The organism is Agromyces sp. NPDC058136, assembly GCF_042884375.1.
GTDB lineage: Bacteria > Actinomycetota > Actinomycetes > Actinomycetales > Microbacteriaceae > Agromyces.
On the sequence record NZ_JBHVUA010000007.1, the window covers coordinates 88,891 to 113,145 of the forward strand.

Here is a 24,255-nt window from a genome sequence, read left to right on the forward strand (position 1 = left end):
CGTGGGCCGCGTTCACGAACCGAGCGCCTCGGCGAAGGCGCCGAGCGTCTCGCTCGTGCCGGCGTCGATCTTGACGGCGGCACGAGAGTCGCCCTTCGTGGCGCCGCGGTTGACGATGACGATGGGGAGCCGGCGACGGCGGGCCTGCTCGATGAGGCGCACGCCCGAGTTCACGACGAGCGAGGAGCCCGCGACGAGCAGTGCGTCGGCGCCCGCGACGAGGGATGCCGCGGCCTGGAAGGTGGGCACCGGCACGAACTCGCCGAAGAAGACCACGTCGGGCTTCAGGATGCCGCCGCACACCGTGCAGACGGGGATCACCATCTCGTCCACGCCGTCGACGATCACGTCGCCGTCGGGGGCGGGGCGTACGGCCTGTTCGAGATCGATGCCGGGGTTCAGGAGGGTGAGCTCCTCGGCGATCGCCTGCCTGGCGTAGTGCTGGCCGCAGTCGAGGCAGAGCACCCGGTCCATGCCGCCGTGGAGTTCGACGACGTGCCGGCTGCCCGCGCGGCGGTGGAGGCCGTCGACGTTCTGCGTGATGACGCCGGTGACCGCGCCCGACGCTTCGAGCGCGGTGAGCGCGAGATGCCCGGCGTTCGGGCGGGCGCTGCCGAAGTTGCGCCAGCCGAGGTGGCTGCCCGCCCAGTACCGCTTGCGGGCCTCCTCGGAAGCGAGGAACCGCTGCACCGTCATCGGGTTGCGCGCGGGCGCACCCTCGCCCCGGTAGTCGGGGATGCCCGAGTCGGTGCTGACCCCGGCGCCGGTGAGCACCGCGACCCGCGCGCCGCGCATGAGTTCGATCGCCTCGTGCACCGACTGTTCGATGCCGCGTGTCGCGTCGATTCCGATCTCCACAGGAGCTCCCTTCGGCCGGGTGTGACCCTGATTGTAAACACCGTCGTTTTCCGGTTTGTTTCCGAGGCTGGCACTCTTGAGGTGAGGAGATCCATGCACATCGAACGAGTCCGCGACGCGGCATCCGATTCCGTCGCCGACTACGCGCGGCTCACCGACGTGACCCTGCGCAGCGCGCACGAGCCCGAACAGGGGCTCTACATCGCCGAATCGGCCAAGGTCATCGGCCGGGCGATCGCGGCAGGCCACCGTCCGCGATCGGTGCTGATGGAGGAGAAGTGGCTGGCCGGGCTCGAACCCGTGCTCGCGCCCTTCGACATCCCGGTGCACCTCGCCGACCCTGCCCAGCTCGAGGAGATCACCGGTTACCGCGTCCATCGCGGCGCCCTCGCCGCGTTCGAGCGACCCGAACTGCCCGACCCGGCAGCACTGCTCGCGGGCGCCCGCCGGGTGGTCGTGCTGGAGGACATCGTCGATCACACCAACGTGGGTGCGATCTTCCGTTCGGTGGCGGCGCTCGGCGCCGATGCCGTGCTCGTGACGCCCCGTTGCGCAGACCCGCTCTACCGCCGCAGCGTGCGGGTGAGCATGGGCACCGTCTTCCAGGTGCCGTGGACCCGCCTGCCCGAGTGGGGCGAGGCGTCGGTGCTGCTGCGCGAGGCCGGGTTCACGACCGCCGCCCTGGCGCTCGCCGACGACGCGGTGTCGCTGCGGCGCCTCGCCGCCGACCCGCCCGAGCGGCTCGCGCTCGTCTTCGGCGCCGAGGGCGACGGGCTCAGCCGCAACGCACTCGACGCGGCCGACGCGGTCGTCACGATCCCGATGCGTCACGGCGTCGACTCGCTCAACGTCGCGGCGGCCGCGGCGGTCGTCCTCTACGCGCTCGCCCTGCCCGAGGAGGAAGCCCGATGACGGGAGCGAGCGGCAGCACCGCCGGCATCGCGCCCGCAGGCGCGGGCGACGTCGCCGCCGCGCGCAAGCGCGTCTACCGGCGTCGCCGCATCCTGGTCTTCGGCAGCCTCGCGCTCGTGCTCGGCCTCCTCGTCGGCGGCGGGGTGTACACGGCGAACGCGCTCGGCGCCCCGGTTCCCGCCGCGGTCCCCGTCGTCGAGCAGCCGGCACCGATCGTCGCCGCACCGCAGCAGCTCGCCCTGCCCGGCTTCGGCGGGTACGCGGTCGGCGCGATCGGGTTCGACGGGCTGCTCGCCGCGGGCAACGCCGACCAGCAGATGGCCTCGGCGAGCATCACGAAGGTGATCACCTCGCTCGTGATCCTCGAGCAGCACCCGATCGCGGCCGGCGAGAACGGGCCCGACATCCAGTACACCGACGCCGACGTCGACATCTACTGGGACATGATCGCGCAGAACGGCTCGGTCGCCCCGGTCGAGGCGGGCGCCACGCTCAGTCTCCGCGAGAGCCTCGATGCGCTCCTGCTGCCCTCGGGCAACAACTACGCGATCTCCCTCGCGAACTGGGCGTTCGGCTCCGAGCAGGGGCTCGTCGACGCCGCCCGCGTCTGGCTCGACGCGCACGGGCTGGTGAACACGCGCATCGCCGACGCGAGCGGGCTCTCGCTCGACAACGTCTCGACGCCCGCCGACCTCGTGAAGCTCGGCGAGCTCGCCCTCGCCGACCCCGTCCTCGCCGAGATCGTCGCGACGCAGAAGGTCGACATCCCCGAGCTCGGCACTCTCGAGAACTCGAACAAGCTGCTCGGCACGCACGGGGTCGACGGCATCAAGACCGGGACGACCGACGACGCCGCGAACCTGCTGTTCTCGGCCGACTACGCGGTCGGCGACACGACGGTGACGGTCGTGGGCGTCCTCCTCGGCGGCGAGAACCACGCGATGCTCCGTGAGGCGATCGCGACCCTGCTCGACAGCGTCGCCCCCGGGTTCCACCAGGTGACGCCGCTCCAGGCCGGTCAGGAGCTCGCGAGCTACGACACCCCGTGGGGCGACTCGGCGAACGCCCGCGCCGCCGACGGGGCATCCGTCGTGGTCTGGAGCGACACCCCCGTCGAGGTGGAGGTGCGCGCCGAACCGCTCGCCCTCGCCGAGAAGGGCGCGGAGGTCGGCAGCGTGATCGTGCGCGCGGGGGCGCAGGAGATCACGGTGCCGCTCGTGCTCGACGCCGAGATCGACGACCCCGGCACGTGGTGGCGGCTCCAGAACCCCTCAGGGCTCGAAGCGCAGGCCGCTCAGTCGGGCAGCGAGTAGGGGCCGGCTTCGGGGCGCTTCGGCGTCACGTAGTCGCCCGATGACTGGTGCCGGATGCGACGCACCACCCACGGCACGAGGTACTCGCGGGCCCATGCGAGGTCTTCGACGCGGGCCTGACGCCAGGTCGTGTCGGGCAGCGGTTCGGGGCTCGAGGCTTCGAGCTCGTTCTCGACGTTGAGCGCGGCGAGCACCATGCGCGCGACCGTGTGGTGGCCGAGCGGATTGAGGTGCAGCCGGTCGGCCGACCACATGCGCTGGTCCTGGATCTCGGTGAGCGCCCACTGGTCGGCGACGATGCAGTCGTACTTCGCCGCGATCGTGCGGAGGTTCTCGTTGTAGATCGCGACCTTGCCGCGGATGCCGCGGAACACGGGGGAGAAGCCGACGTCGACGCCGGTGAAGATCACGATCGTCGGGTGCGAGCGGGAGAGCCGCTCGATGACGTACTCGAAGCGCGAGGAGATCTCGTCGGGGTCGGTGCCGGGGCGGATGACGTCGTTGCCGCCCGCCGAGATCGTCACGAGGTCGGGGCGCAGCGCGATCGCCGCCTCGAGCTGCTCGTCGATGATCTGCTGGATGAGCTTGCCGCGGACGGCGAGGTTCGCGTAGGCGAAGTCCTCGGTGCCCTGCGAGAGCTCCTCGGCGACCCGATCGGCCCAGCCGCGGTGGCCGCCGGGAACGGAGGGCTCGGGGTCGCCGATGCCCTCGGTGAAGGAGTCGCCGATGGCGACGTAACGCGACCAGGGATGCTGCGGGGTGACCATCACTCCATTCTGCACAAGGTCACGACGACACAGGGTCCGGCGCGGTTCGGTTCGAGGATGTCACCGGCCTCCGCTACCCTCGAATCCAGTGAGTACAGCGACACCATCCGGGGCCCATCCGGGCACCTCGGCGGCCGAACACCTCTCACCCTCGTTCCCCGAACGCGCCGCGTGGGGTACCGCGTCGAAGCTCCGGGCCTGGCAGGCCGAGGCGCTCGAGCACTACCTCGAAGAACTGCCGCGCGACTTCCTCGCCGCGGCGACGCCCGGCGCCGGCAAGACGACGTTCGCACTCCGCCTCGCGGCTGAGCTCCGGTCGCGTCGCGAAATCGACCGCATCACGGTCGTCGCGCCGACCGACCACCTCAAGCGCCAGTGGGCCGACGCCGCGGCGCGCGTGGGCATCCGCCTCGACCCGGGGTTCAGGAACGCGGACGGCGTCCGTACCGCGAGGCACTATCACGGGGTCGCGGTGACGTACGCGCAGGTCGCGATGCGGCCCGCCCTGCACCGCGAGCTGACCCTCTCGGGGCGCTCGCTCGTCATCCTCGACGAGGTGCACCACGGCGGCGACACGCTCTCCTGGGGCGACGCGATCCGCGAGGCGTTCGAGCTTGCGACGAAGCGGCTGTCGCTCAGCGGCACGCCGTTCCGCTCCGACACCGCGCCCATCCCGTTCGTCGAGTACGAGCCCGACGCGCACGGCGTGCGCCTCTCGAAGACCGACTACAACTACGGCTACGGCCGAGCCCTCGCCGACGGCGTCGTGCGCCCCGTCATGTTCATGGTCTACGCCGGGCACATGCGCTGGCGCACGAAGGCCGGCGATGAGATGGAGGCGAAGCTCGGCGAGGACAACACGAAGGACATCACCTCCTCGGCGTGGCGCACCGCGCTCGAGCCGAGCGGCGAGTGGATCCCGGCGGTGCTCCGGGCCGCCGACCGCCGCCTCACCGAGGTGCGCCAGTCGATCCCCGACGCGGGCGGGCTCGTGCTCGCCACCGACCAGACGGTCGCGCGCGCCTACGCCGACATCCTGCAGCAGATCTCCGGCGAGCCGGTGACCGTCGTGCTCTCCGACGACAAGGAGGCCTCGGCGAACATCGAGGAGTTCTCGGGCAACACGCGGCGATGGATGGTCGCGGTGCGCATGGTGTCGGAGGGCGTCGACGTGCCGCGACTCGCGGTGGGCGTGTACGCGACGAGCTCCTCGACCCCGCTCTTCTTCGCGCAGGCCATCGGACGTTTCGTGCGTGCGCGTCGCCGTGGTGAGACGGCGTCGGTCTTCCTCCCGAACGTGCCGGTGCTGATGTCGCTCGCGGCGCAGCTCGAGCGCGAGCGCGACCACGCGCTCGACCGGCGAGGCGGCGCCGACGCCGACGCGGACGGCGAGGGGCTCGACGACAGCCTGCTCGAGTCGGCGAACCGCGAGGAGCGCGCCTCCGAGGAGCTGCTGGAGTTCGGCACCTGGGAGGCGATCGCCTCCGACGCCTCGTTCGACCGGGTCGTCTACGACGGCACCGAGTTCGGCACGCTCGCCGAGCCCGGCAGCGACGAGGAGTTCGACTTCATCGGCATTCCCGGGCTGCTCGAGCCCGAGCAGGTCTCCGAACTGCTGCGCCATCGACAGGCGCGGCAGGCGCGGCGTGCGGGGGACCGGCGCAAGCACGCGGCGGCCGCCCAGGCCGACGGCGACGGCGATGGGGCGTCCGCCGAGCCGGTGGCCCTGTTCCGCACCCTGAAGGAGCAGCGTTCGCTGCTCAACAGCATCGTGGGGCTGTACGCCCGCCAGAGCGGGCAGTCGCACTCGAGCGTGCACGCCGAACTGCGCCGCGCCTGCGGCGGCCCCGAGGTCGCGCAGGCGACGGTGACCCAGTTGCAGTCGCGCATCGAGCTCGTGCGACGGCGGCTCTCGGGGCGATGATGGTCAGGTGAAGATCAACGGTTTCGCCGATGTGTGCCTGCGCACGCTCATGCTGCTCGCCGCGGCACCGGGCGAGCAGCTCACGAGCCGTGAGATCTCCGAGCGCATCGGCATTCCGTACAACCACGTGAGCAAGGCGGTGCTGGAGCTCCGCCGTCGGGGTGCGCTCGACGTCGCCCGGGGTCGCACCGGGGGAGCGCGCATCACCGAAGCGGGCCTGCAGCTCAGCGTCGGCGCCCTGCTGCGTTCGCTCGACGGCCATCAGGATCCGGTGGAGTGCATCACGAGCGACGGCGTCGCCTGCCCGCTCATCGCCGCGTGCCGGCTGCGGAGCGCCCTGCACCGCGCCCGTGAGGCGTTCTACGCGACCCTCGACGACCTGACGGTCGAGTCGCTCTCGGTGGCGCCGTCGTTCGTCGGGCTCCCGATGCCGACGCGGCGCGAGGCATCCCTCGACCGCTGACTTGCGGCGGCTTTTCTACAGGGTGTAGAACTGATCTCGGAATCTCGCATATGAGATGCGAGATACGACGCTCAGAGGAGAAACATGCTTTCCGAGAAGTCCCGCCCCGTGATCGAAGCGACGCTGCCCGTCATCGGCGCCCGCATCGGCGAGATCACGCCCAAGTTCTACGGGCGCCTCTTCGCCGCGCACCCCGAACTGCTCGACGGCATGTTCAGCCGCGCCAACCAGCAGAACGGCACCCAGCAGCAGGCGCTCGCGGGCAGCATCGCGGCCTTCGCCTCCCACCTCGTCGGGCACCCCGAGACCCTGCCCGAAGCGGTGCTCTCGCGCATCGCGCACAAGCACGCCGCCCTCGGGATCCCCGAGTCGGGCTACCCGATCGTGTACGAGCACCTCTTCGCCGCCATCGCCGACGACCTCGGCGAGGCCTGCACCCCCGAGGTCGCCGAGGCCTGGACCGAGGTCTACTGGCTCATGGCCGACGCCCTCATCAAGATCGAGCGCGGGCTGTACGCGAGCCAGGCGAACGAGGTCATGTGGGCCGAGTGGCGCGTCGTCGCGAAGGAGGCGGCCGGTGCGGGTTCCATCACCTTCCGCCTCGAGCCCGCCGACGAGACGCCCGTCACCCGGGCGACGCCCGGTCAGTACGTCTCGGTGCGCGTCAGCCTCGCCGACGGGCTCCGCCAGGCACGTCAGTACTCGCTCTCGGATCGGGTCGACTCGCTCACCGACCGCGTGTTCACCACCAAGCTCGACGAGGGCGGCGAGGTCTCGCCCTTCCTGCACGGTCAGGTGAAGGTGGGCGACGTCGTCGAGCTCTCGAACCCCTACGGCGACATCGAACTCGACGAGAGCGACGCCCCGATCGTGCTCGCCACCGCCGGCATCGGCTGCACGCCGAGCGCCTCCATCCTGCAGTCGCTCGCGGGTGCGGCATCGCACCGCCGGGTGCTCGTGCTGCACGCCGAGCAGCGCGCCGAGAACTGGGCGCTCGAGGCGCAGATGCGCGAATCGGTCGCGGCGCTGCCGAACGCCGAACTGCGCCTCTGGCTCGAGGAGCCCGCCGCCGCGGCCGACGCCGAGACCGGCTTCATGAGCCTCGACGCCGTCGAGATGCCCGCCGGCGCGAAGCTCTACCTCTGCGGGCCGCTGCCGTTCATGCGGTCGATCCGCTCGCAGGCGATCGAGGCGGGCGTCGCCGCGACCGACATCCACTACGAGGTGTTCGGGCCCGACGTCTGGCTCGCCGCGTAGACCAGCGCGTCGCAGGTCGCGCCGAGGGGCGCCGGCTGGCACATCGTGCCGTCGGCGCCCCTCGGCATGCGTGGCGTTCATTCGGCCGGATGCTCCGCCGCCGCGCGCGGGGGAGCCCCGTGACATCCGGGGCCGGGGATAGCATGGCGCACATGGCCCGCCGGACCCGCGTGCTCATCATCGCGATCATCGTCTCGTTCATCGCGTTCCTCGACGGCGCCGTCATCAACGTGGCCCTGCCCTCGCTCGCGGAAGAGCTCGGCGGCGGCCTCGCGCTCCAGCAATGGGCGGTCGACGCGTACCTCCTGACGCTCGGCGCGTTCATCCTGCTCGCCGGCTCGCTCTCCGACTCGTTCGGGCGGGCGCGCATGATCCGGATCGGGCTCTACGGCTTCGGGATCACCTCGATCGCGTGCGCTATGGCGCCCGACGGGGTGTTCTTCGTCGTCGCCCGCGCCCTCCAGGGCGCAGCCGGGGCGCTCCTCGTGCCGAGTTCGCTCGCGCTCATCGTCGCGACGTTCCCGCTCGCCGAGCAGGGGAAGGCCATCGGCCGGTGGACGGCGTGGACGACCGTCGCGTTCCTCATCGGGCCGCTCTTCGGCGGCATCCTCGTCGACCTCGTGTCCTGGCGGCTCGTGTTCTGGATCAACGTGATCCCGATCGTCGTCGCGCTCGTCATGCTGCGGGGCATCGCCCGCGACGAACCCGCCGGCGATCATGCCCCGATCGACTGGGTCGGCGCCGCACTCTGCGTCGTCGGCCTCGGCGGCACCGTGTTCGCGCTCATCGAGGGCGAACGGCTCGGCTGGGGTTCGCCGCTCGTCGTCGTGCCGCTCGTCGTGGGTGTCGTCGCGCTCGTCGTGTTCGTCTGGTGGGAGCACCGCACCCCGCAGCCGATGCTCCCGCTGTCGCTGTTCCGCGCGCGGAACTTCGCCGCCGGCAACCTCGCGACGCTCTTCATCTACGCCGCGTTCTCCCTCGGCCCGTTCGCGATCACGATCTTCCTGCAGGAGTTCGCCGGGTTCACCGCGACGGCCGCCGGGCTGGCGACGCTGCCGCCGACCATCATGCTCGTCCTGCTCGGCTCCTGGTTCGGCGGCCTCTCGACGCGGTTCGGCCCGAGGATCTTCATGACCCTCGGGCCGATGACCGTCGCCGTCGGCTACCTGATGACGCTCGCGGTGAGCGCCGAGCTCGCGTTCTGGACCGAGATGCTGCCCGGCATCGTCGTCTCGGGGCTCGGCATGGCGATCACCGTCGCGCCGCTCACCGCCGCCATCCTCGGTGCGGTCGACCCCGCGAGGGCGGGCATCGGCTCAGCGGTCAACAATGCGGTCGCCCGCATCGCCGGACTCGTCGCGATCGCCTCGATCGGCGTCATCGTCGGCTCCGCCCTCGACGTCGCCGGATACCATCGAGTCGCGATCGCGACGGCGGCGCTGCTCGTCGTCGGGGGCGTCGTCTCCTGGCTCGGGATCCGCAACCCGCCTCAGGCGGCGCGGGCCGCGGAGTCGTCTCCCGCGACGTCGGCATCGCCGGAGGAGTGAGCGAGCGCCGCCAGCAGATCGGCGGCGAGGTCGTCGACGTGCTCGAGTCCGATCGAGATGCGCACCACGGCGTCGCCGGGCTTCGCGTCGCCCGCGACCGGCCGGTGCGTGAGCGAAGCGGGGTGCTGCACGAGCGAGTCGACACCGCCGAGCGACACCGCGTGCGTGACGAGTTCGCATGCCTCGGTGAAGCGCACCGCCGCGTCGAACCCGCCGGCGAGCTCGAGCGCGATGATCGAACCTGGGCCCTCGAACTGCGTGCCGAGGAGGCCGTCCGGATCCTGTCCGGGAAGTCCCGGGTAGTGCACGCGCGCGATGGCTGGATGGCCGTCGAGGCGCTCGGCGAGTTCGCGCGCGGTCTCCTGCTGGGCCCGCACCCGCAGCGGCAGCGTGCGGAGGCCGCGGTGCAGCAGGTATGCCGCCATCGGGTGCAGGAGCCCGCCGGTGAGGGCGCGCACGCGACGGAGCCGCTCGACCCAGTCGCGGTCGGCCGCGACGACGCCCCCCATGACGTCGCCGTGACCGCCGAGGTACTTGGTCGCGCTGTGCAGCACGAGTGTCGCGCCGTGCTCGGCGGGGCGCTGCAGCACGGGGGTGGCGAAGGTGTTGTCGACGAGCACGGGCACGTCACCGGCCGCGGCGGTCAGACGGCGGAGGTCGACGAGCTCGAGCGTCGGGTTCGCGGGCGTCTCGACGATGACGAGTCCGGTGTCGGGGCGGAGGGCGCCGCCGACCTCGTCGATCGTCGCCCAGGTCACCTCGGTGCCGAGGAGGCCGCTCTCGAGCACGTGGTCGGTGCCGCCGTAGAGCGGGCGCACCGCGACGACGTGCGGCTTTCCGGCCGAGGCCGTCGCGATGAGCACCGCGGCGAGCGCGGCCATGCCGCTGCCGAACGCGACCGCGCCGTCGGTGCCCTCGAGGCCTGCGAGCGACTCCTCGAAGCGCGCGACGCCCGGCTGCCAGAGCCGCTGGTACACCGCCGAACGGCCCTCGCCGAGGTCGTGGCCGGTGGCGAGCTCCTCGTACGAGAGGCCCCCGGTCTCGACCGAGCCCAACGGGTTCGTGGTCGAGAAGTCGATGACGGGAACGTGGGATCCGCTCTCCCGGACTCCGCTCATTCCGCCGTGGACGGCGCGGGTCTCGAGGTGCGACGACGATGTCTGCATGGCTCGCACTGAAGCAGATTCTGCTGATTGTCTCAACTCGGCCTGCACGATCATTGCGATAGACTGGATGCCTCGCAGAATCTGCAATCTCAACCCGCTTGGAGTGCGACCGTGGCGCAGAAACCAGAACTCGATCGCGTCGACCGCGCGCTCCTCCAGGCGCTCTCGACGAACGCACGGGCCTCGGGTGCGGCCCTCGCCGCGGAGGTCGGCGTCGCCGAGTCGACGGTGTCGCTCCGGCTCCGCCGCCTGCAGTCGCTCGGCACCGTGCGCGGCTACCGCGTCGAGGTCGATCTCGCCTCGCTCGGGGTCTCGCTGCAGGCGCTCATCGCGGTGCGGCTCGTGAAGCACGATCGCAGCGAGATCGATGCGTTCCGCGCACAGGTGCCGCACCTGCCCGGCGTGCTCGGCGTGTTCCACATGGCCGGCGCCGAGGACTACCTGCTGCACGTCGCCGCCCGCGACGCCGAAGAGCTGCGCGAGTTCGTGCTCGCCCACCTCACCGGGCACCCCGCGGTCGCCCACACCGAGACGAACCTCATCTTCGAACACGTCGACGGCGACGGCTGGAACAAGCTCGTCGGCTGACCCGGCGCCTCCCGCCGGCGGTGGTGTTCGGCGATCCGAAATGCTGTCAATCGGGGCGGATCGGGCCGATCGCGGCTCCGGCGCCCGATAGCGTGAACGAGGCCGTGACCGCGGCCGCGCGATGATGCGGGTGCCGGAGCGGTCTCGACCCCGCCCGCGCGCGCCCGTGACGGAGGAGAGCAGATGACCGACGAGCAGCCCCAGGGCACCCCCGCCGATCGCGACCGCTGGCGCCGATACCTCGCCGCCGAGCGTGCCGAGGCCGCCGTCTACCGCGAGCTCGCCGCCCGTCGCGAGGGCGAAGAGCGCGAGATCCTGCTCGCCCTCGCCGCCGCCGAAGGCCGCCACGAGGCGCACTGGCTGCGACTGCTCGGCGGCGATGACACCGGGGTACCGCGCGCCGATCTCCGCACCCGCATGCTCGCCTCGCTCGCCCGCCGCTTCGGCTCGATCTTCGTCCTCGCGCTCGCGCAGCGCGCCGAGGCGCGGTCGCCGTATGCGAGCGACCCGCACGCGACCCCGGCGATGGCGGCCGACGAGCGCATCCACGGCGAGGTCGTGCGCGGACTCGCCGCCCGCGGGCGTCGCAGCCTCGCCGGCACCTTCCGTGCGGCCGTGTTCGGCGCGAACGACGGGCTCGTCTCGAACCTCGCACTCGTGCTCGGCATCGGCGCGACGGGCGTCGCACCGGGCGTGGTGCTCTTCACCGGCATCGCGGGCCTGCTCGCCGGCGCCCTCTCGATGGGTGCGGGCGAGTACGTCTCGGTGCGTTCGCAACGGGAGCTGCTCGAGGCATCCGCCCCCGACCCGACCGCGCGCGAAGCGCTGCCGCACCTCGACGTCGACGCCAACGAGCTCGCGCTCGTCTACCGCGCGCGGGGCATGAACGAACGGGATGCCGTCGAGCATGCCGCCCTCGTCGTGGCGCGGGTGCAGGCTGCCGAGCAGGTGGCGGCGCCGACCGACGCCCTCGCCGTCGCGGAGCACGACGACGAGGCCGTCGGCACGGGCATGTCGGCCGCGATCTCGAGCTTCTGCTTCTTCGCCTCGGGCGCGCTCATCCCGGTGCTGCCGTACCTCTTCGGCCTGACGGGCATCGCGGCGATCGTCACCGCGACGGTGCTCGTGAGCATCGCCCTGCTCCTCACGGGTGCGACGGTCGGGCTCCTCTCGGGGGCCTCGCCGCTCAAGCGCGCGCTGCGCCAGCTCGCGATCGGCCTCGGGGCCGCCGCCGTCACCTACCTGCTCGGGCTCGCGTTCGGTACGAGCCTCGCCTGATCGGCCGGCTGCGTCGATCCTGACGGGCCCACGGCGGGCAGGTCAGCGGGTGCGCTTCCCGGCCCGCCCTGCGGGCCGTAGCCCAGGGGAGTGACGACGACGACCAGGCTCGCGAGGACCGCGAGCGCGGTCCCGAGCGCGCAGAGCCGCACGACGACCGAGGTCGTTCGCGCCCCGAGGCGACGGCGGGCGAGCGCGAGGAGCGCCACCCCCGCAGCACCGCCCGCGGTGTTCGCGATCACATCCGTCGAGTCCGTGCTGCCGACGGCGAGCGCGTACTGCAGCGCCTCGAGCCCGAGGCTCGTCGCCGCGACGATCGCCGTGACCCGCCACCACCGCAACCCCGGTGCGAGCAGTCCGAGATAGACGCCGAACGGCACGAAGAACACGACGTTCGCGAGGACCTCGCGGGGCGCGCTCGCACCGAACTCCGCGGTGTCGGCGAACGGCACCAGCTTGATCACCCGGCGCGGGCCCTCGCCGATCCACGGCGCCTCGAACTTCCACAGCACGATCCACACGAGCAGCGCGAGGTAGCTCGCGAACAGCGCGACCACGAGTGCGCGGGTCGAGGGGCGCAGCCGGGATGCCCCCGCTGCGGGCGCGGCCGGTCGCGTCGCCGTCGTCATCGCTGCATCCTCGGATCCTCGGTGGGGTCCGCGTAGGGTGCGGGGCAGCCGTCGTCGACCGCCTCGGGGCGCAGCTCGAAGTGCCACGACTCGTTCGCGTAGATCTGGCAGAGGCCGTAGGCGGCGCCGTGCTCCGAGAGCCACGTCGTCGCCTCCCACCAGCCGAGATCGATCGCGTCGCCCTCGACGTGCGGCGAGGTCGTCGCCGTGGCGACCCAGCGCGCCGCCTCCTCGGCCGAGCCGTACTCCGCGATCGCGTCCTGCAGCAACTCGTCCTGGTAGGCGGCCGAACGCCAACCGCTGTTGACGACGAAGGCGATGCCCTCGGACTCGGCGTCCGTCGCCGCCCGGCGCACGGCGTCGAGGAGCGCGGGGTCGAGATTGGCGACGGCGGGCTCATCGTCGTCGAAGACGGTCACCCCGCCGCCGACGCGGCCGTCGCCCTGGTCGCCGAATGCCGACCCGGCACCGGCGCCGATTCCGGCGAACGGACCCCCGCCCGTCACCGGGGCCGCCGACGACGACGGTTCGCCGAGCGATCCGATGACCGCCGTGACGAGCAGCAACGTGCCGATCACGATCGCGCTCGCGATCAGGACGGCGAGCGGGTGGCCACGACGACGGGTGGCGGGGCGGTGCATGGCAGCCGTGCGGTGCGCGGTGGCCGTGGGATGGTGCTTCGAGTTCATGCGCCCCAGCCAACGCGGGCGCGTGTTGCCGGGGCGTATGCGGATTCGGATACGCCGGCGATATGCGCGGCCTCGTACCATCGGAAGCGTGCGCGTGCTGATCGTCGAGGACGAACCCCTCCTGGCCGGGGCGATCCGTGACGGACTGCGGCTCGAGGCGATCGCCGCCGACATCGCGGGTGACGGCGAGACGGCCCTCGAACTACTGAGCGTGAACGCCTACGATCTCGCCGTGCTCGACCGCGACATCCCAGGCCCCTCGGGCGATGAGGTGGCCCGACGCATCGTCGCCTCAGGAAGCGGCGTCCCGATCCTCATGCTCACCGCGGCCGATCGGATCGACGACAAGGCCTCGGGGTTCGAGCTCGGCGCCGACGACTACCTCACGAAGCCGTTCGCACTGCGCGAGCTGGTGCTGCGTCTTCGGGCGCTCGACCGACGGCGTGCGCACAACAGGCCGCCCGTCCGCGAGATCGCGGGCCTGCGACTCGACGCGTTCCGGCGCGAGGTGCACCGCGACGGGCGCTACGTCGCACTCACCCGCAAGCAGTTCGCCGTGCTCGAGGTGCTGGTTGCCGCCGAAGGCGGGGTGGTGAGCGCCGAGGAGCTCCTCGAACGCGCCTGGGACGAGAATGCGGACCCCTTCACCAATGCGGTGCGCATCACCGTCTCGGCGCTGCGGAAACGGCTCGGCGAGCCATGGGCGATCGCCACGGTGCCCGGCGTGGGCTACCGCATCGACACCGGGCCCGCCGCCGACGCTCCGCCCGGCAGCGGATCCGACGAAGGGCCGCACGACGAAGCGCCGCACGACGAAGCGCCGCACGACGGGCCGGATCGATCGCATGGCTAGACCACCGGGAATCAGCGTCCGCCTCAAGCTCACCCTGAGCTACGCCGGCTTCCTCATGGTCGCGGGGGCGCTGCTGCTCGCGGTCGTCTGGCTGTTCCTCCTCCGGTACGTGCCGGCCGAGGCGATCGCGACCATCAGCGGCTTCGTGCCGGGGCGCGACGACCTCATCCGGGCCTTCGCTCCGGCGGTCGCCTGGGCGCTGCTCTTCCTCCTCTTGCTCGGGCTCGGGGGCGGATGGTTCCTGGCCGGCCGGATGCTCGCTCCATTGCACCGCATCACCCGGGCCACACGGCGGGCCGCGAGCGGCTCGCTGTCGCATCGCATCGAGATGGAGGGACGCGGTGACGAGTTCCGGGAGCTCGCCGACAGCTTCGACGCGATGCTCGCCCAGCTCGAGGCCCACGTCGACGAGCAGCGTCGCTTCGCCGCGAACGCCTCGCACGAGCTGCGCACCCCGTTGGCGATCACCCAGACACTCCTCGACGTCGCCCGCGAGGACCCTCAGCGCGACACCTCGGCGCTCATCGAGGGGCTCCAGACCGTCAACACCCGGGCGATCGATCTCATCGAGGCGCTGCTCCTGCTCAGCCGCGCAGACCAGCAGTCGTTCGCGAGGGAGTCGGTCGACCTCTCGCTGCTCGCCGAGCAGGCCGCCGAGACCCTGCTGCCGCTCGCCGAGCAGCGGGGCATCTCGCTCGAGGTCTCCGGCGAGGTCGCCGTCGCCCTCGGTTCGCCGGCGCTCCTGCTGCAGCTCACCACGAACCTCGTGCACAACGCGATCGTGCACAACCTCCGTGCCGACGGCACCGTGCGGGTCACGACCTCGTCGCGCCCCGGCGCGGCCGTGCTCGTCGTCGAGAACACCGGCGAGCCGCTCGACCCCGCGCTCGTCTCGACGCTCACCGAACCGTTCCGCCGCGGCGGTGAGCGCATCAGGACCGATCGCAGCGGCGTCGGTCTCGGCCTCGCTATCGTGAGGAGCATCGTCCGAGCGCACGGCGGCACGCTCGACCTCGCGGGTCGCGACGGCGGAGGGCTGCGCGTCGTCGTGACGCTTCCCGCCGCGCCGTGAATCGGCTGATCCTCCCTTCACCTTCCAGGAGCCCCATGACCCGCCCCGTCGCCCTCATCACCGGCGCAGGCCGGCGCAACACGATCGCCTGGGCGATCGCGACTGCCCTCGCCGCCGACGGCTGGGACGTCGCGATCAGCCATCTCGGCGACTACGACCGGCGGATGCCACTGGGCGGCGACCCCGATCGCGACCCGTCGGCCCTCGTGGCTGAGCTCGAGTCGCTCGGCGCCCGGGCGATCGCGCTCGACGCCGACCTCGCCGACCCGGCGGTGCCCGCCCGGCTCGTCGACGAGACCCGCGAACGCCTCGGCCCCGTCTCCGCGCTCGTGCTCTCGCACGCGCAGGGCGTCGACTCCGGCATCCTCGACACCTCGCTCGAGAGCTTCGACCTGCACTTCGCCGTGAACACGCGGGCATCGCTGCTGCTCGTGCAGGCCTTCGCCGCGCAGGTCCCGAGCGGCGCAGACGTCGACGGCCGCGGCGGCCGCATCGTCGCCCTCACGAGCGATCACGTCGTCGGCAACGTGCCCTACGGCGCCTCGAAGGGCGCGCTCGATCGCATCATCATCGCGGCGGCGCGCGAACTCGCACCGCTCGGCATCACCGCGAACCTCGTGAACCCGGGCCCCGTCGACACCGGGTGGATGGACGAGCCGACCCGTGCCGCGCTCACCGCGCAGCAGCCCACCGGTCGTCTCGGCGCCCCCGACGATGCGGCCCGACTCGTGCGGTTCCTCGTCTCCGAGGAGGCCCGCTGGGTGACCGGCCAGCTGATGCACAGCGACGGCGGCTTCTCGATCTGAGCGGCGGTCGGTCGCGCACGGTCGGGCGCGAGGTGCGGATGCCTCAGGCGGGGGCCGTGACGAAGTCGATGAGCTCTTCGACGCGGCCGAGGAGCGCCGGTTCGAGATCGCCGTAGCCGCGCACCTGCCCGAGGATGCGCTGCCAGGCGCGGGCGATGTCGGCCTGTTCGGCGTGCGGCCACCCGAACGACTCGCAGATGCCGTGCTTCCACTCGGTGCCCCGCGGGATCGTCGGCCACTCGGTCTTGCCGATGCGGGCGGGCTTCACGGCCTGCCAGATGTCGATGTACGGATGCCCCACCACGAGCACGTGCGCCCCGTGCGGGCCGCGCGCGACGGCGTCGGCGATGCGCTGCTCCTTCGACCCCGGCACGAGGTGGTCGACGAGCACGCCGACCTTGCGACCGCGGCCCGGCGCGAACTCGGCGAGCATCTCGGGCAGCAGGTCGACGCCCTCGAGGTACTCGACGACGACGCCCTCGACGCGGAGGTCGGCGCCCCAGATCTTCTCGACGAGTTCGGCGTCGTGGCGGCCCTCGACGAAGATGCGGCTCGGCAGCGCGACCCGCGCCGGTGCCGCCTCGGCGACGAACGAGCCCGAGGCGGTGCGCAGACGCCCGGCGGGCGCCTTCGGCTTCGGGGCGACGAGCTGCACGGCGCGGCCGTCGACCATGAAGCCGTGCCCGAGCGGGAACATGCGGTGCTTGCCGAAGCGGTCCTCGAGGGTCACGGTGCCCTTCGCCACGCCGACGACGGCACCGCAGAAGCCCGACTCGGCGAGCTCGACGACGAGGTCGCGTTCGGCCTCGACGGTGGGGATCACCGTGCGGCCGCGGGCCTTCCAGTCGCCGGAAAGCACGTCGCTGCCGTAGCGGTCGGTGGGGTCTGCGTCGAAGGGAGGCGTTGCGGGCACCGGACGAGGGTATCGGAGGGGACTGCTCGACAGACGCCGACACGGCGAAGTGCGATGGCGCCGCGATGGGCCACCGTGATCCGCGACGTGCCGGTACCTGCTCCCGGGCGCGATCGCCTCAGTCGCCTCCCTGACCCGACGTCCTCGCGCGACGCCGGAGGGCGAGCGTCCAGAGTGCACCCGCGCCCCGCGATCGCAGCTCCCACGCCGAACGCCCACGGGATGCCTGCTGCATCGGCGACGACGCCGAGGATGATCGGCCCGATCCCCAGTCCGAGATCGATCGCCGCACTCGCCGTGCCGGATGCCACGCCGCGCTGCGACGGCGATGCGGTCGCGAAGATCGCGGCGAAGAACGCCGGTGTGCTGAAGGCCACGCCGACCGCGGTGACACCCGCACCGATCACGAGCCCCGCAGGCGTCGACCACGTCGCAGCGATCGCGAGGCCGAGGCCGATCGTCACGAGCGCGGCAGCGCCGAGGGCGAGCGACGGCACCCGATCGGGCACCTTGGCGAAGGCGATGCGGCAGACGACGACGACACCGCCGTACACGAACAGTGCGAGGCTCGCATTCTCGAGGCCGACCCGGATGGAGTGCAACGAGGCGAAGGCGAGGAACCCGCCCATCGCCACGAGCGAGGTGAGGAAGCCGAGCGTGATCGGCAGCGCCGGCCGGTGGATGAGATGGTGATCGGCCGCGCTGCCGCTTGTCGTCACCCGCGTCTCGCCGACGAGGAAGACGAGTCCGGCCGACAGCACGGCGAGGACGGCGGCACCCGCCCAGGCGAGAGGATAGCCGCCGCGTCCGATCAGGGCTTCGCCGATCGGGGGCCCGAGGGCGATGCCGAGGTAGAGCCCGAGCGAGTTGTACGACAGGGCCTCGCCGAGGCGTTCCTCGGGGGCGAGGTCCGCGAGGGCGGCGAACCCGGCGACGAAGAACGCGGCTTCTCCGACGCCCGCGAGCAGCCGCAGCGCGATCACCGCGGGAGATCGACGGCGAGGCTGAGGAGGGCGAGGCTCACGGCGGCGGTCACCGCACCGCCGAGGAGGAGCGGGAAGCGGCCGATCCGGTCGGCCATGCGGCCCGCGAGCGGGCGGAGGACGAGTGCCGACAGGGCGAACGCGCCGAATGCCGAGCCGGCCCACGCCTCATCGCCGCCGATCGGACCGGTCACGTACAACGGGAGGGCGAAGATGGCGACGCCGGTGGCGGTGAAGTAGCAGAGCTCGGCGACGCCGAGCGCGATGAATGCGCGCGTGAACAGGCGAGGAGCTGGGGACCGGCGGGTGGCCCGCCGCCCCGGACCCGACGACGGTGGATCGCGGCCCTCCACGACTTCAGGGTATTCCGATCGGCCCGGGTCGACGAGGTTCAGCGGAAGTCGCGCGACCTGGTCGGCGCTGCGACGCTGAGCGACTCGAAGCGGTCGACGATGAGGTTCGTCACCCCGTCCTTCGAACGCTCGAGGATGCCGCGGAGGACCATCGCAGGCGCCTCCCGGGCGATCCGGCGGTACCGGTTCCATACCCCGACCCCGGCGATGGCGTTGAGCGTGCCCGACTCGTCCTCCAGGTTGAGGAAGGTGATGCCCGACGCGGTCGCCGGTCGCTGCCGGTGCGTGACCACTCCGCCGACCTCGACCCGCCGGCCCGATTCGACCTCGGCGAGCCGGTCGATACGGAGCGCCCCGCGCTCGTCGAGCTGCGCACGGAGGTGCCGCATGGGGTGGTCGTCGGGGGAGATGCCCGTCGACCAGAGGTCGTAGACGACCTGCTCGGCGGGGGAGAGCATCGGCAGGAGCGGCGGCTGCACCACGACCACCGAGCCCGGCAGGAACTCGGCGCGGTCCTGCGCCGCCTCACCCGCGAGCCAGAGGGCCTCGCGACGGGCGAGCCCGAGCCCCTCGAACGCCCCGGCCGCGGCGAGCGCCTCGAGCTGCTCGGTGTCGAGACCCGCCCGCCGCGAGACGTCGGCCAGATCGCGGTACGGGCCGTTCGTCTCGCGCTCGTCGACGATTCGCTGCGCCACCGCCACGCCGATCGCCTGCACGTCGGCGAGGCCGAGCCGCACGGCGAACGCGCCGTCGCGGCGGTGCTCGGCGGAGCGGTCGGGCGCGGAGCGGTCGAACGGGCCGACCGGGGGCTGCTCGTCGGCGGTGCACGTGTGGAGCCCGCTCGGCGGGCGGCGGCGGTCGTGGGGCGACCACGTGGCATCCGGGCCGCCGTCGGAACCGAGCCCCTCGAGCCCCGCGTGCGCGCCCGAACGCTGGATGTCGGGTCGCAGCACCGTCACCCCGTGCCGCCGCGCGTCGGCGGTGAGGGTCTGCGGCGAGTAGAAGCCCATCGGCTGGGCGCGCAGCAGCGCCGCGAGGAACGCCGCCGGGTAGTGCAGCTTCAACCACGAACTCGTGTAGACGAGCAGCGCGAAGGCGAGCGCGTGGCTCTCGGCGAAGCCGAAGTTCGCGAAGGCCTCGATCTTCGCGTAGATCGCCTGGGCGTCGTCGTCGGAGATGCCGTTCGCGGCCATGCCCTCGAAGAGCTTCGCGCGCAGCTTCGAGATCTTCTCGACGCCGCGTTTCGAGCCCATCGCCCGGCGCAGCAGGTCGGCGTCGGCGGCGCTGCATCCGCCGACGGCGACCGCCATCTGCATGAGCTGCTCCTGGAAGAGCGGCACCCCGAGGGTGCGTTCGAGCACCGGCTCGAGGTTCGGGTGCAGGTAGCTGACCTCTTCTTCGCCCGTGCGCCGGCGGATGTACGGGTGCACCGCACCGCCCTGCACCGGGCCCGGCCTGATGAGCGCGATCTCGACGACGAGGTCGTAGTAGCGACGCGGCTTCAGCCGGGGGAGGGTGCCCATCTGCGCACGGCTCTCGACCTGGAAGACGCCGATCGAATCGGCCCGGCAGAGCATGTCGTATACGGCAGCCTCTTCTTTGGGAATCGACTGCAGCTCCCACACCTCGCCCGTGTGCTCGCGCACGAGGTCGAAGGTGTACTGCAGGGCGGCGAGCATGCCGAGCCCGAGCAGGTCGAACTTCACGAGCCCCATCCAGGCGCAGTCGTCCTTGTCCCATTGCAGGACGGTGCGATGCTCCATGCGGGCGTGCTCGATGGGGCAGACCTCGCCGACGGGCCGGTCGGTGAGCACCATGCCGCCCGAGTGGATGCCGAGGTGCCGCGGGAAGCCGAGCACCTGCTCGGCGAGCGCGATCACCGGTGCGGGGATGTCGTGGTCGTCGGTCTCGACGACGGCGCCCCAGCGTTCGACCTGCCGCGACCACGCGTCCTGCTGGCCGGTGCCGTAGCCGAGGGCCTTCGCCATGTCGCGCACCGCGACCTTCGGCCGGTAGCTGATCACGTTCGCGACCTGCGCGGCGTTCTGCCGGCCGTACTTCGCGTACACGTACTGGATGATCTCCTCTCGACGGTCGGAGTCGAAGTCGACGTCGATGTCGGGCTCCTCGTCGCGCAGCGCCGAGAGGAAGCGTTCGAAGGGCAGGTCGAACTTGATCGAGTCGACGGCGGTGATGCGCAGCGCGTAGCAGACCGCCGAGTTCGCGGCAGAGCCCCGACCCTGGCAGAGGATGCCTCGCCGCCGGGCCTCGCTCACGAGGTCGTGCACGATCAGGAAGTACCCGGGGAAGTCCTTCTGCTCGATCACCGCGAGCTCGTGCTCGAGCCGCGCGCGCACCGGTTCGGGCACCCCGGGGTAGAGCTCGGCGGCGCCCTGCCACACGAGTTCGCGCAGCCAGCTCATGGGCGTGTGCCCCTCCGGCACCTCTTGCCGAGGTAGCCGCGGGCGGGCGCTGCGCAGCGTGAAGCCGAGTTCGCGGGCGAGCACGACCGAACGTTCGACCGCCCCCGGGTAGCGGGCGAAGCGCGCCTGCATCTCGGCGCCGCTGCGCAGGTGCTGCCCGTCGGAGGCGGGCAGCCACCCGTCGAGCTCGTCGAGGCTGCGCCGGGCGCGCACGGCCGCGAGGGCGTTCGCGAGGCGATGCTCGGGCGGGGTGGCGTAGTGCACGGCGTTCGTCGCGAGGAGGGCGAGCCCCGTCCGTTCGGCGAGCCCCGCGAGCACGTCGTTCGCCCGCTGGTCGGCCGGCCCGCCGTGGTCGAAGAGCTCGACGACGACCTGCTCGCGCCCGAAGAGCGCGACCAGCCGGTCGAGCTCGCGCCACGCGGCATCCGCACCGCCTGCGTCGAGGGCGCGGCGTACCGCGCCCTTGCGGCAACCCGTGGGGATGACCCATTCGCCCCCCGCACGCTCGGCGAGGGCTTCGAGCTCGTAGACCGGGCGCCCCTTCTCGCCGCCCGCGAGCTGCCCGGCGGTGATCGCCGAGGCGAGCCGGTGATAGCCCTCCTCGCGGCGGGCGAGCACGAGCAGGTGCTCGCCCTCGGGATCGGCGGCCCCCATCTGCGGTGCGCTGAGCCCGAGCGAGAGTTCGGCGCCGAACACGGTCTCGAGCTCGGGGAAGCTCTCGGCCGCCTCGGCGAAGCGCACGATGCCGTAGAAGCCGTCGTGATCGGTGATCGCCATGCCGGTGAGGCCCAGACGGTGCGCCTCTTCGACCAGCTGCTCGGGCGCCGAGGCGCCGTCGAGGAAGCTGTAGTTGGAGTGCGCGTGCAGCTCGGCGTACGGCACCACCGGGCCCTCGGGCGCGGTGAGCCCCTCGCTCGGGCGGTACGGCTGACGTTTGCGGCTGAACGCCGGCCCGTCGCCGCCGTCGGCGATGAGCTTCGACGGGCCCGGGTTCGGGCGTCGCCGGTCGGAAAGGGTGCGCTCGAGCTCGGACCAGGGGATCTCGGGGTTGTTCCAGCCCATCAGGCCCGCTCCATCAGTGCTCGTCCATCAGTCGTACCTCGCCTCGGCCCACCAGCCCTCGGCGTCGCGCACGAGCAGCCACGCGCAGCCGTCGTGGTCGACGAGCTGGAACCGGTGCACGCGCCGTGCCCGCTCGGCGTCCCACCAGCGTTCGACGACGGGCCACGGCCCCGCCCACGCCCGCACCCGCTCGGGGGCGCCGCGGCCGACCGCGAAGCTCTCGGGCGGCGCCGAGACCGCCCCGCGTTCGTCGATCGCGACGGGGGCGCCCTGCGCATCGAGCAGGGCGACCGGATGCCGCTCGCGGAACACGCTCGCCGGTGCGAGTGCGGGCAGGCTGCCGGGCCACGGCGCCTCGCGCTGCTCGGGCGCTCGGTCGCCCCACGGCACGAGCACCTGCCGGTCGGCGAGCATGCGGCCGCCGCCGACCGCCGCTGTCACGACGCCCTCGTGCCCGAGCATGCTCTGCACCCTGGTGAGGGCGTGGTGCACCCGCTCGTCGGGGCCCTGGCCCCAGAGCCCCGTCTCGTGGTTCGCGGTGCCGTCGACCCGCTCGGGGACGACCCGCAGCTTCACGATCGGCGAGGCGAGCCCCGTGTCGGCGGTGCCTGCGCCCTGCAGCTGCCAGCGCACCCGGTCGACGACGTCGGCCGGGGTGAACCAGCGCGGGTGCAGCCAGCTGCGCGCCGAGCGGCCGCCGCGCTCGTCGTCGAGCTCGACCCGGATCGCCGTGCACACGAGCCGCGCCTCACGCAGCCGGTCGATGAACTGCTCGGCCCGCACCCGGAACGCGAACGCCAACTGGTCGATCCGGTCGAGCGGCGGCTCGAACTCGACGGCGACCTCGAACTCGGGCGGCGGGGTGCGGGCCGCGACCCCCGTGGCCTCGCGCCCCGCGGCCCGGTCGTGCCCGAACGCGCCCGCCGCGCCGAACCGCCGCCGCACGTCCTCGTGCGGCAGTGCCGCGAACTCGCCGAGGGTGCGCACCCCGAGCCGATTGAGCAGCGTGCGGGTGCGTTCGTCGACGACGAGCCCCACCGCCAGCGGCGCCAGGAACGCCGCGGAGCCGCCCGGCGCGACGATGCCGACCGGTGAGGAGCGCACCGCCCGTGCGGCCTGCTCGGCCGCGAAGGGCCCGTCGGCGATGCCGACCCGAGCCCCCGTCACCCCGAGCTGCTCGACGGTCGAGAGCAGTGCCCGCGCCGCCTCGTCTTCACCGCCGTAGTAGCGGGCCGGCCCGCGCGCACGCATCGCGAGCGTGCCGGGTCGCACGATCTGCACGCCGGGCACCGTCTCTTCGACCTGTCGCACGACCGGTTCGAAGGCGCGCACGTCGAGCACCGGGTCGTACGGCAGCACCGTGATCGCGGGGGAGCGGTACTGCGCCTCGCGCAGCCGCAGCCCACGCACGACGCCGTCGCGCCGGGCCGCCGCCGAGCACGAGTGCACCGCACCGCCCTCGGTCAGGGCGATGGGCGTCGCGAGGTCGAGCCCGGCCTCGCGGGCGGCCGCGAAGACCGGCCAGTCGGGGCACCAGAGCACGATCGCGCGGGCGGGGGAGACGGCGGTCATGCGAGCCGCCGGAAGTCGGCGCGGAGCACGGGGGCGAGTCCGCCCGCCGCGACGGCCGGATGCCCCGTGCCCGCCGTGTCGTGGGCGTCGGCACCGATTCGGGCCTCGCCCGGCCGCGCCTCCGAGAACCCGAGCCCTCGATCGGGCAGGCGCAGACGCGAACGCCGCCGCTTCGCGAACCCGCCGCGCCCCGCCGCGCTCACCACGACCTCGCGCTCGTCGAGGAGGCCGTGCCCGAGCTCGAGGCCGTGCCACTCGCTCGCCTCGACGTCGAGGCTCGCATCGGCCCCGGGCCAGGCGCCCGCCGCGATGAGCGTGGCCCCGCGCTCGCGCAGCCGTGCCGCGAGCCGCGAGGCCTCGGTCGGGGCGACCCGGGCGGGCGGCCGCACGGCGACCACGGGGATGACGTCGGCGAGGGCCGCGACCACCGCGAGCCACTGCCGCCCCGGTTCGGGCACGAGGACGAGCCGGTCGAGATCGATGCCGAAGCGCAGCGCCGCCTCGACCCCGAACTCGGGCAGGCCGACGACGGCGACCCAGCGCCCGCTCGCGGAGGGGGCTGCGAGCAGCGCCATGACGAGGGTGGTCGAACCGTGCGCCTCGACGACGGTGCCCTCGCGCAGGCTGCCGCTCGGCAGGAGACCCGCGAAGGCCGGGTGGGTGGGCACCGCGCGGGTCTCGAGCCGAGTGGACTGCATGCCCTGGATGCGCGCCTGCAGCTCTTCGACGCGCTCGAGGCGAGCGGTCGGAGCGGAGAGCGGAGCAGTCAGGGTCACCCCTTCAGTTTCGAACATTTGTTCGAATGCGGCAAGTCGGATGCACCGTCC

The 24,255-nt window shown here is 72.6% G+C and carries 22 protein-coding genes; 11 read left to right on the forward strand and 11 right to left on the reverse strand.

Annotated features, from left to right (window positions below; translation table 11 throughout):
- Nucleotides 1-12 precede the first annotated feature (12 nt).
- Entirely contained in the window at nucleotides 13-795 is a 783-nt protein-coding gene (locus ACFVTX_RS17345) for a Sir2 family NAD-dependent protein deacetylase (protein WP_386902582.1), read from the reverse strand.
- Between the two features lie 156 nt (nucleotides 796-951).
- Here ACFVTX_RS17345 and ACFVTX_RS17350 point away from each other — a divergent pair, with 156 nt between their 5' ends.
- Nucleotides 952-1,770, forward strand: a complete 819-nt coding sequence (locus ACFVTX_RS17350; RefSeq protein WP_386902333.1) for a TrmH family RNA methyltransferase — start codon at nucleotides 952-954, stop codon at nucleotides 1,768-1,770.
- Nucleotides 1,767-3,083 (forward strand): D-alanyl-D-alanine carboxypeptidase family protein, encoded by a 1,317-nt coding sequence (locus ACFVTX_RS17355; protein ID WP_386902334.1) that lies wholly within the window; start codon nucleotides 1,767-1,769, stop codon nucleotides 3,081-3,083. Before ACFVTX_RS17350 ends, ACFVTX_RS17355 begins: the two co-directional genes overlap by 4 nt.
- On the opposite strand, the gene ACFVTX_RS17360 is transcribed toward ACFVTX_RS17355, so the two are convergent.
- A complete protein-coding gene (locus ACFVTX_RS17360; protein WP_386902336.1) occupies nucleotides 3,065-3,850 on the reverse strand; it encodes an SGNH/GDSL hydrolase family protein in 786 nt (261 codons plus the stop codon). The genes ACFVTX_RS17355 and ACFVTX_RS17360 overlap by 19 nt on opposite strands.
- A gap of 88 nt (nucleotides 3,851-3,938) precedes the next feature.
- Between ACFVTX_RS17360 and ACFVTX_RS17365 the strand changes: the two genes are divergently transcribed.
- From ACFVTX_RS17365 to ACFVTX_RS17380, 4 genes are all read left to right on the forward strand, one after another.
- Complete coding sequence (locus ACFVTX_RS17365) at nucleotides 3,939-5,774, forward strand: DEAD/DEAH box helicase (RefSeq protein ID WP_386902338.1); 1,836 nt, start codon at nucleotides 3,939-3,941, stop codon at nucleotides 5,772-5,774.
- 7 nt (nucleotides 5,775-5,781) lie between these two features.
- Nucleotides 5,782-6,237: an RrF2 family transcriptional regulator gene (locus ACFVTX_RS17370; RefSeq protein WP_386902340.1), complete on the forward strand. Its 456-nt coding sequence runs from the start codon at nucleotides 5,782-5,784 to the stop codon at nucleotides 6,235-6,237.
- Between the two features lie 84 nt (nucleotides 6,238-6,321).
- On the forward strand, nucleotides 6,322-7,494 hold the full coding sequence (locus ACFVTX_RS17375) for a globin domain-containing protein (protein WP_386902342.1): 1,173 nt from the start codon (nucleotides 6,322-6,324) through the stop codon (nucleotides 7,492-7,494).
- A 152-nt stretch (nucleotides 7,495-7,646) separates the two neighbouring features.
- Nucleotides 7,647-9,041 (forward strand): MFS transporter, encoded by a 1,395-nt coding sequence (locus ACFVTX_RS17380; protein ID WP_386902344.1) that lies wholly within the window; start codon nucleotides 7,647-7,649, stop codon nucleotides 9,039-9,041.
- Here the strand turns inward: ACFVTX_RS17380 and ACFVTX_RS17385 are convergent.
- Complete coding sequence (locus ACFVTX_RS17385; protein ID WP_386902346.1) at nucleotides 8,984-10,207, reverse strand: trans-sulfuration enzyme family protein; 1,224 nt, start codon at nucleotides 10,205-10,207, stop codon at nucleotides 8,984-8,986. The genes ACFVTX_RS17380 and ACFVTX_RS17385 overlap by 58 nt on opposite strands.
- 111 nt (nucleotides 10,208-10,318) lie before the next feature.
- Here ACFVTX_RS17385 and ACFVTX_RS17390 point away from each other — a divergent pair, with 111 nt between their 5' ends.
- Nucleotides 10,319-10,795, forward strand: coding sequence for an Lrp/AsnC family transcriptional regulator (locus tag ACFVTX_RS17390; RefSeq protein ID WP_386902348.1), 477 nt, complete (start codon nucleotides 10,319-10,321; stop codon nucleotides 10,793-10,795).
- A gap of 183 nt (nucleotides 10,796-10,978) precedes the next feature.
- On the forward strand, nucleotides 10,979-12,073 hold the full coding sequence (locus tag ACFVTX_RS17395) for a VIT1/CCC1 transporter family protein (protein ID WP_386902350.1): 1,095 nt from the start codon (nucleotides 10,979-10,981) through the stop codon (nucleotides 12,071-12,073).
- Here ACFVTX_RS17395 and ACFVTX_RS17400 read toward each other — a convergent pair.
- Both ACFVTX_RS17400 and ACFVTX_RS17405 read right to left on the reverse strand, forming a co-directional pair.
- Nucleotides 12,034-12,702, reverse strand: a complete 669-nt coding sequence (locus ACFVTX_RS17400; protein WP_386902351.1) for a VanZ family protein — start codon at nucleotides 12,700-12,702, stop codon at nucleotides 12,034-12,036. The genes ACFVTX_RS17395 and ACFVTX_RS17400 overlap by 40 nt on opposite strands.
- Nucleotides 12,699-13,391, reverse strand: a complete 693-nt coding sequence (locus tag ACFVTX_RS17405) for a M15 family metallopeptidase (RefSeq protein WP_386902353.1) — start codon at nucleotides 13,389-13,391, stop codon at nucleotides 12,699-12,701. The genes ACFVTX_RS17400 and ACFVTX_RS17405 overlap by 4 nt, the downstream gene beginning before the upstream one ends.
- An 88-nt stretch (nucleotides 13,392-13,479) precedes the next feature.
- On the opposite strand from ACFVTX_RS17405, the gene ACFVTX_RS17410 reads away from it, so the two are divergent.
- The 3 genes from ACFVTX_RS17410 to ACFVTX_RS17420 are packed head-to-tail and all read left to right on the forward strand — an operon-like array spanning nucleotide 13,480 to nucleotide 16,122.
- Nucleotides 13,480-14,244, forward strand: a complete 765-nt coding sequence (locus ACFVTX_RS17410; RefSeq protein WP_386902355.1) for a response regulator transcription factor — start codon at nucleotides 13,480-13,482, stop codon at nucleotides 14,242-14,244.
- The gene (locus ACFVTX_RS17415; RefSeq protein ID WP_386902357.1) at nucleotides 14,237-15,316 is read left to right on the forward strand and encodes a sensor histidine kinase; all 1,080 of its coding nucleotides are present in this window, start codon (nucleotides 14,237-14,239) and stop codon (nucleotides 15,314-15,316) included. Before ACFVTX_RS17410 ends, ACFVTX_RS17415 begins: the two co-directional genes overlap by 8 nt.
- A 35-nt stretch (nucleotides 15,317-15,351) precedes the next feature.
- Nucleotides 15,352-16,122: an SDR family oxidoreductase gene (locus ACFVTX_RS17420; protein WP_386902359.1), complete on the forward strand. Its 771-nt coding sequence runs from the start codon at nucleotides 15,352-15,354 to the stop codon at nucleotides 16,120-16,122.
- Between the two features lie 43 nt (nucleotides 16,123-16,165).
- Here ACFVTX_RS17420 and ACFVTX_RS17425 read toward each other — a convergent pair whose 3' ends face one another.
- Genes ACFVTX_RS17425 through ACFVTX_RS17450 form a run of 6 tightly spaced genes read right to left on the reverse strand, consistent with a single transcriptional unit; the run spans nucleotide 16,166 to nucleotide 24,204 of the window.
- Nucleotides 16,166-17,035, reverse strand: coding sequence for a DUF3097 domain-containing protein (locus tag ACFVTX_RS17425; protein ID WP_386902361.1), 870 nt, complete (start codon nucleotides 17,033-17,035; stop codon nucleotides 16,166-16,168).
- Nucleotides 16,942-18,018, reverse strand: a complete 1,077-nt coding sequence (locus tag ACFVTX_RS17430; protein ID WP_386902363.1) for an MFS transporter — start codon at nucleotides 18,016-18,018, stop codon at nucleotides 16,942-16,944. Before ACFVTX_RS17430 ends, ACFVTX_RS17425 begins: the two co-directional genes overlap by 94 nt.
- Complete coding sequence (locus ACFVTX_RS17435) at nucleotides 18,015-18,371, reverse strand: MFS transporter (protein ID WP_386902365.1); 357 nt, start codon at nucleotides 18,369-18,371, stop codon at nucleotides 18,015-18,017. The genes ACFVTX_RS17430 and ACFVTX_RS17435 overlap by 4 nt, the downstream gene beginning before the upstream one ends.
- A 38-nt stretch (nucleotides 18,372-18,409) precedes the next feature.
- Complete coding sequence (locus tag ACFVTX_RS17440; protein ID WP_386902367.1) at nucleotides 18,410-21,856, reverse strand: error-prone DNA polymerase; 3,447 nt, start codon at nucleotides 21,854-21,856, stop codon at nucleotides 18,410-18,412.
- 27 nt (nucleotides 21,857-21,883) lie between these two features.
- Complete coding sequence (locus tag ACFVTX_RS17445; protein WP_386902369.1) at nucleotides 21,884-23,428, reverse strand: DNA polymerase Y family protein; 1,545 nt, start codon at nucleotides 23,426-23,428, stop codon at nucleotides 21,884-21,886.
- Nucleotides 23,425-24,204: a hypothetical protein gene (locus ACFVTX_RS17450; protein ID WP_386902371.1), complete on the reverse strand. Its 780-nt coding sequence runs from the start codon at nucleotides 24,202-24,204 to the stop codon at nucleotides 23,425-23,427. Before ACFVTX_RS17450 ends, ACFVTX_RS17445 begins: the two co-directional genes overlap by 4 nt.
- Nucleotides 24,205-24,255: the final 51 nt, after the last annotated feature.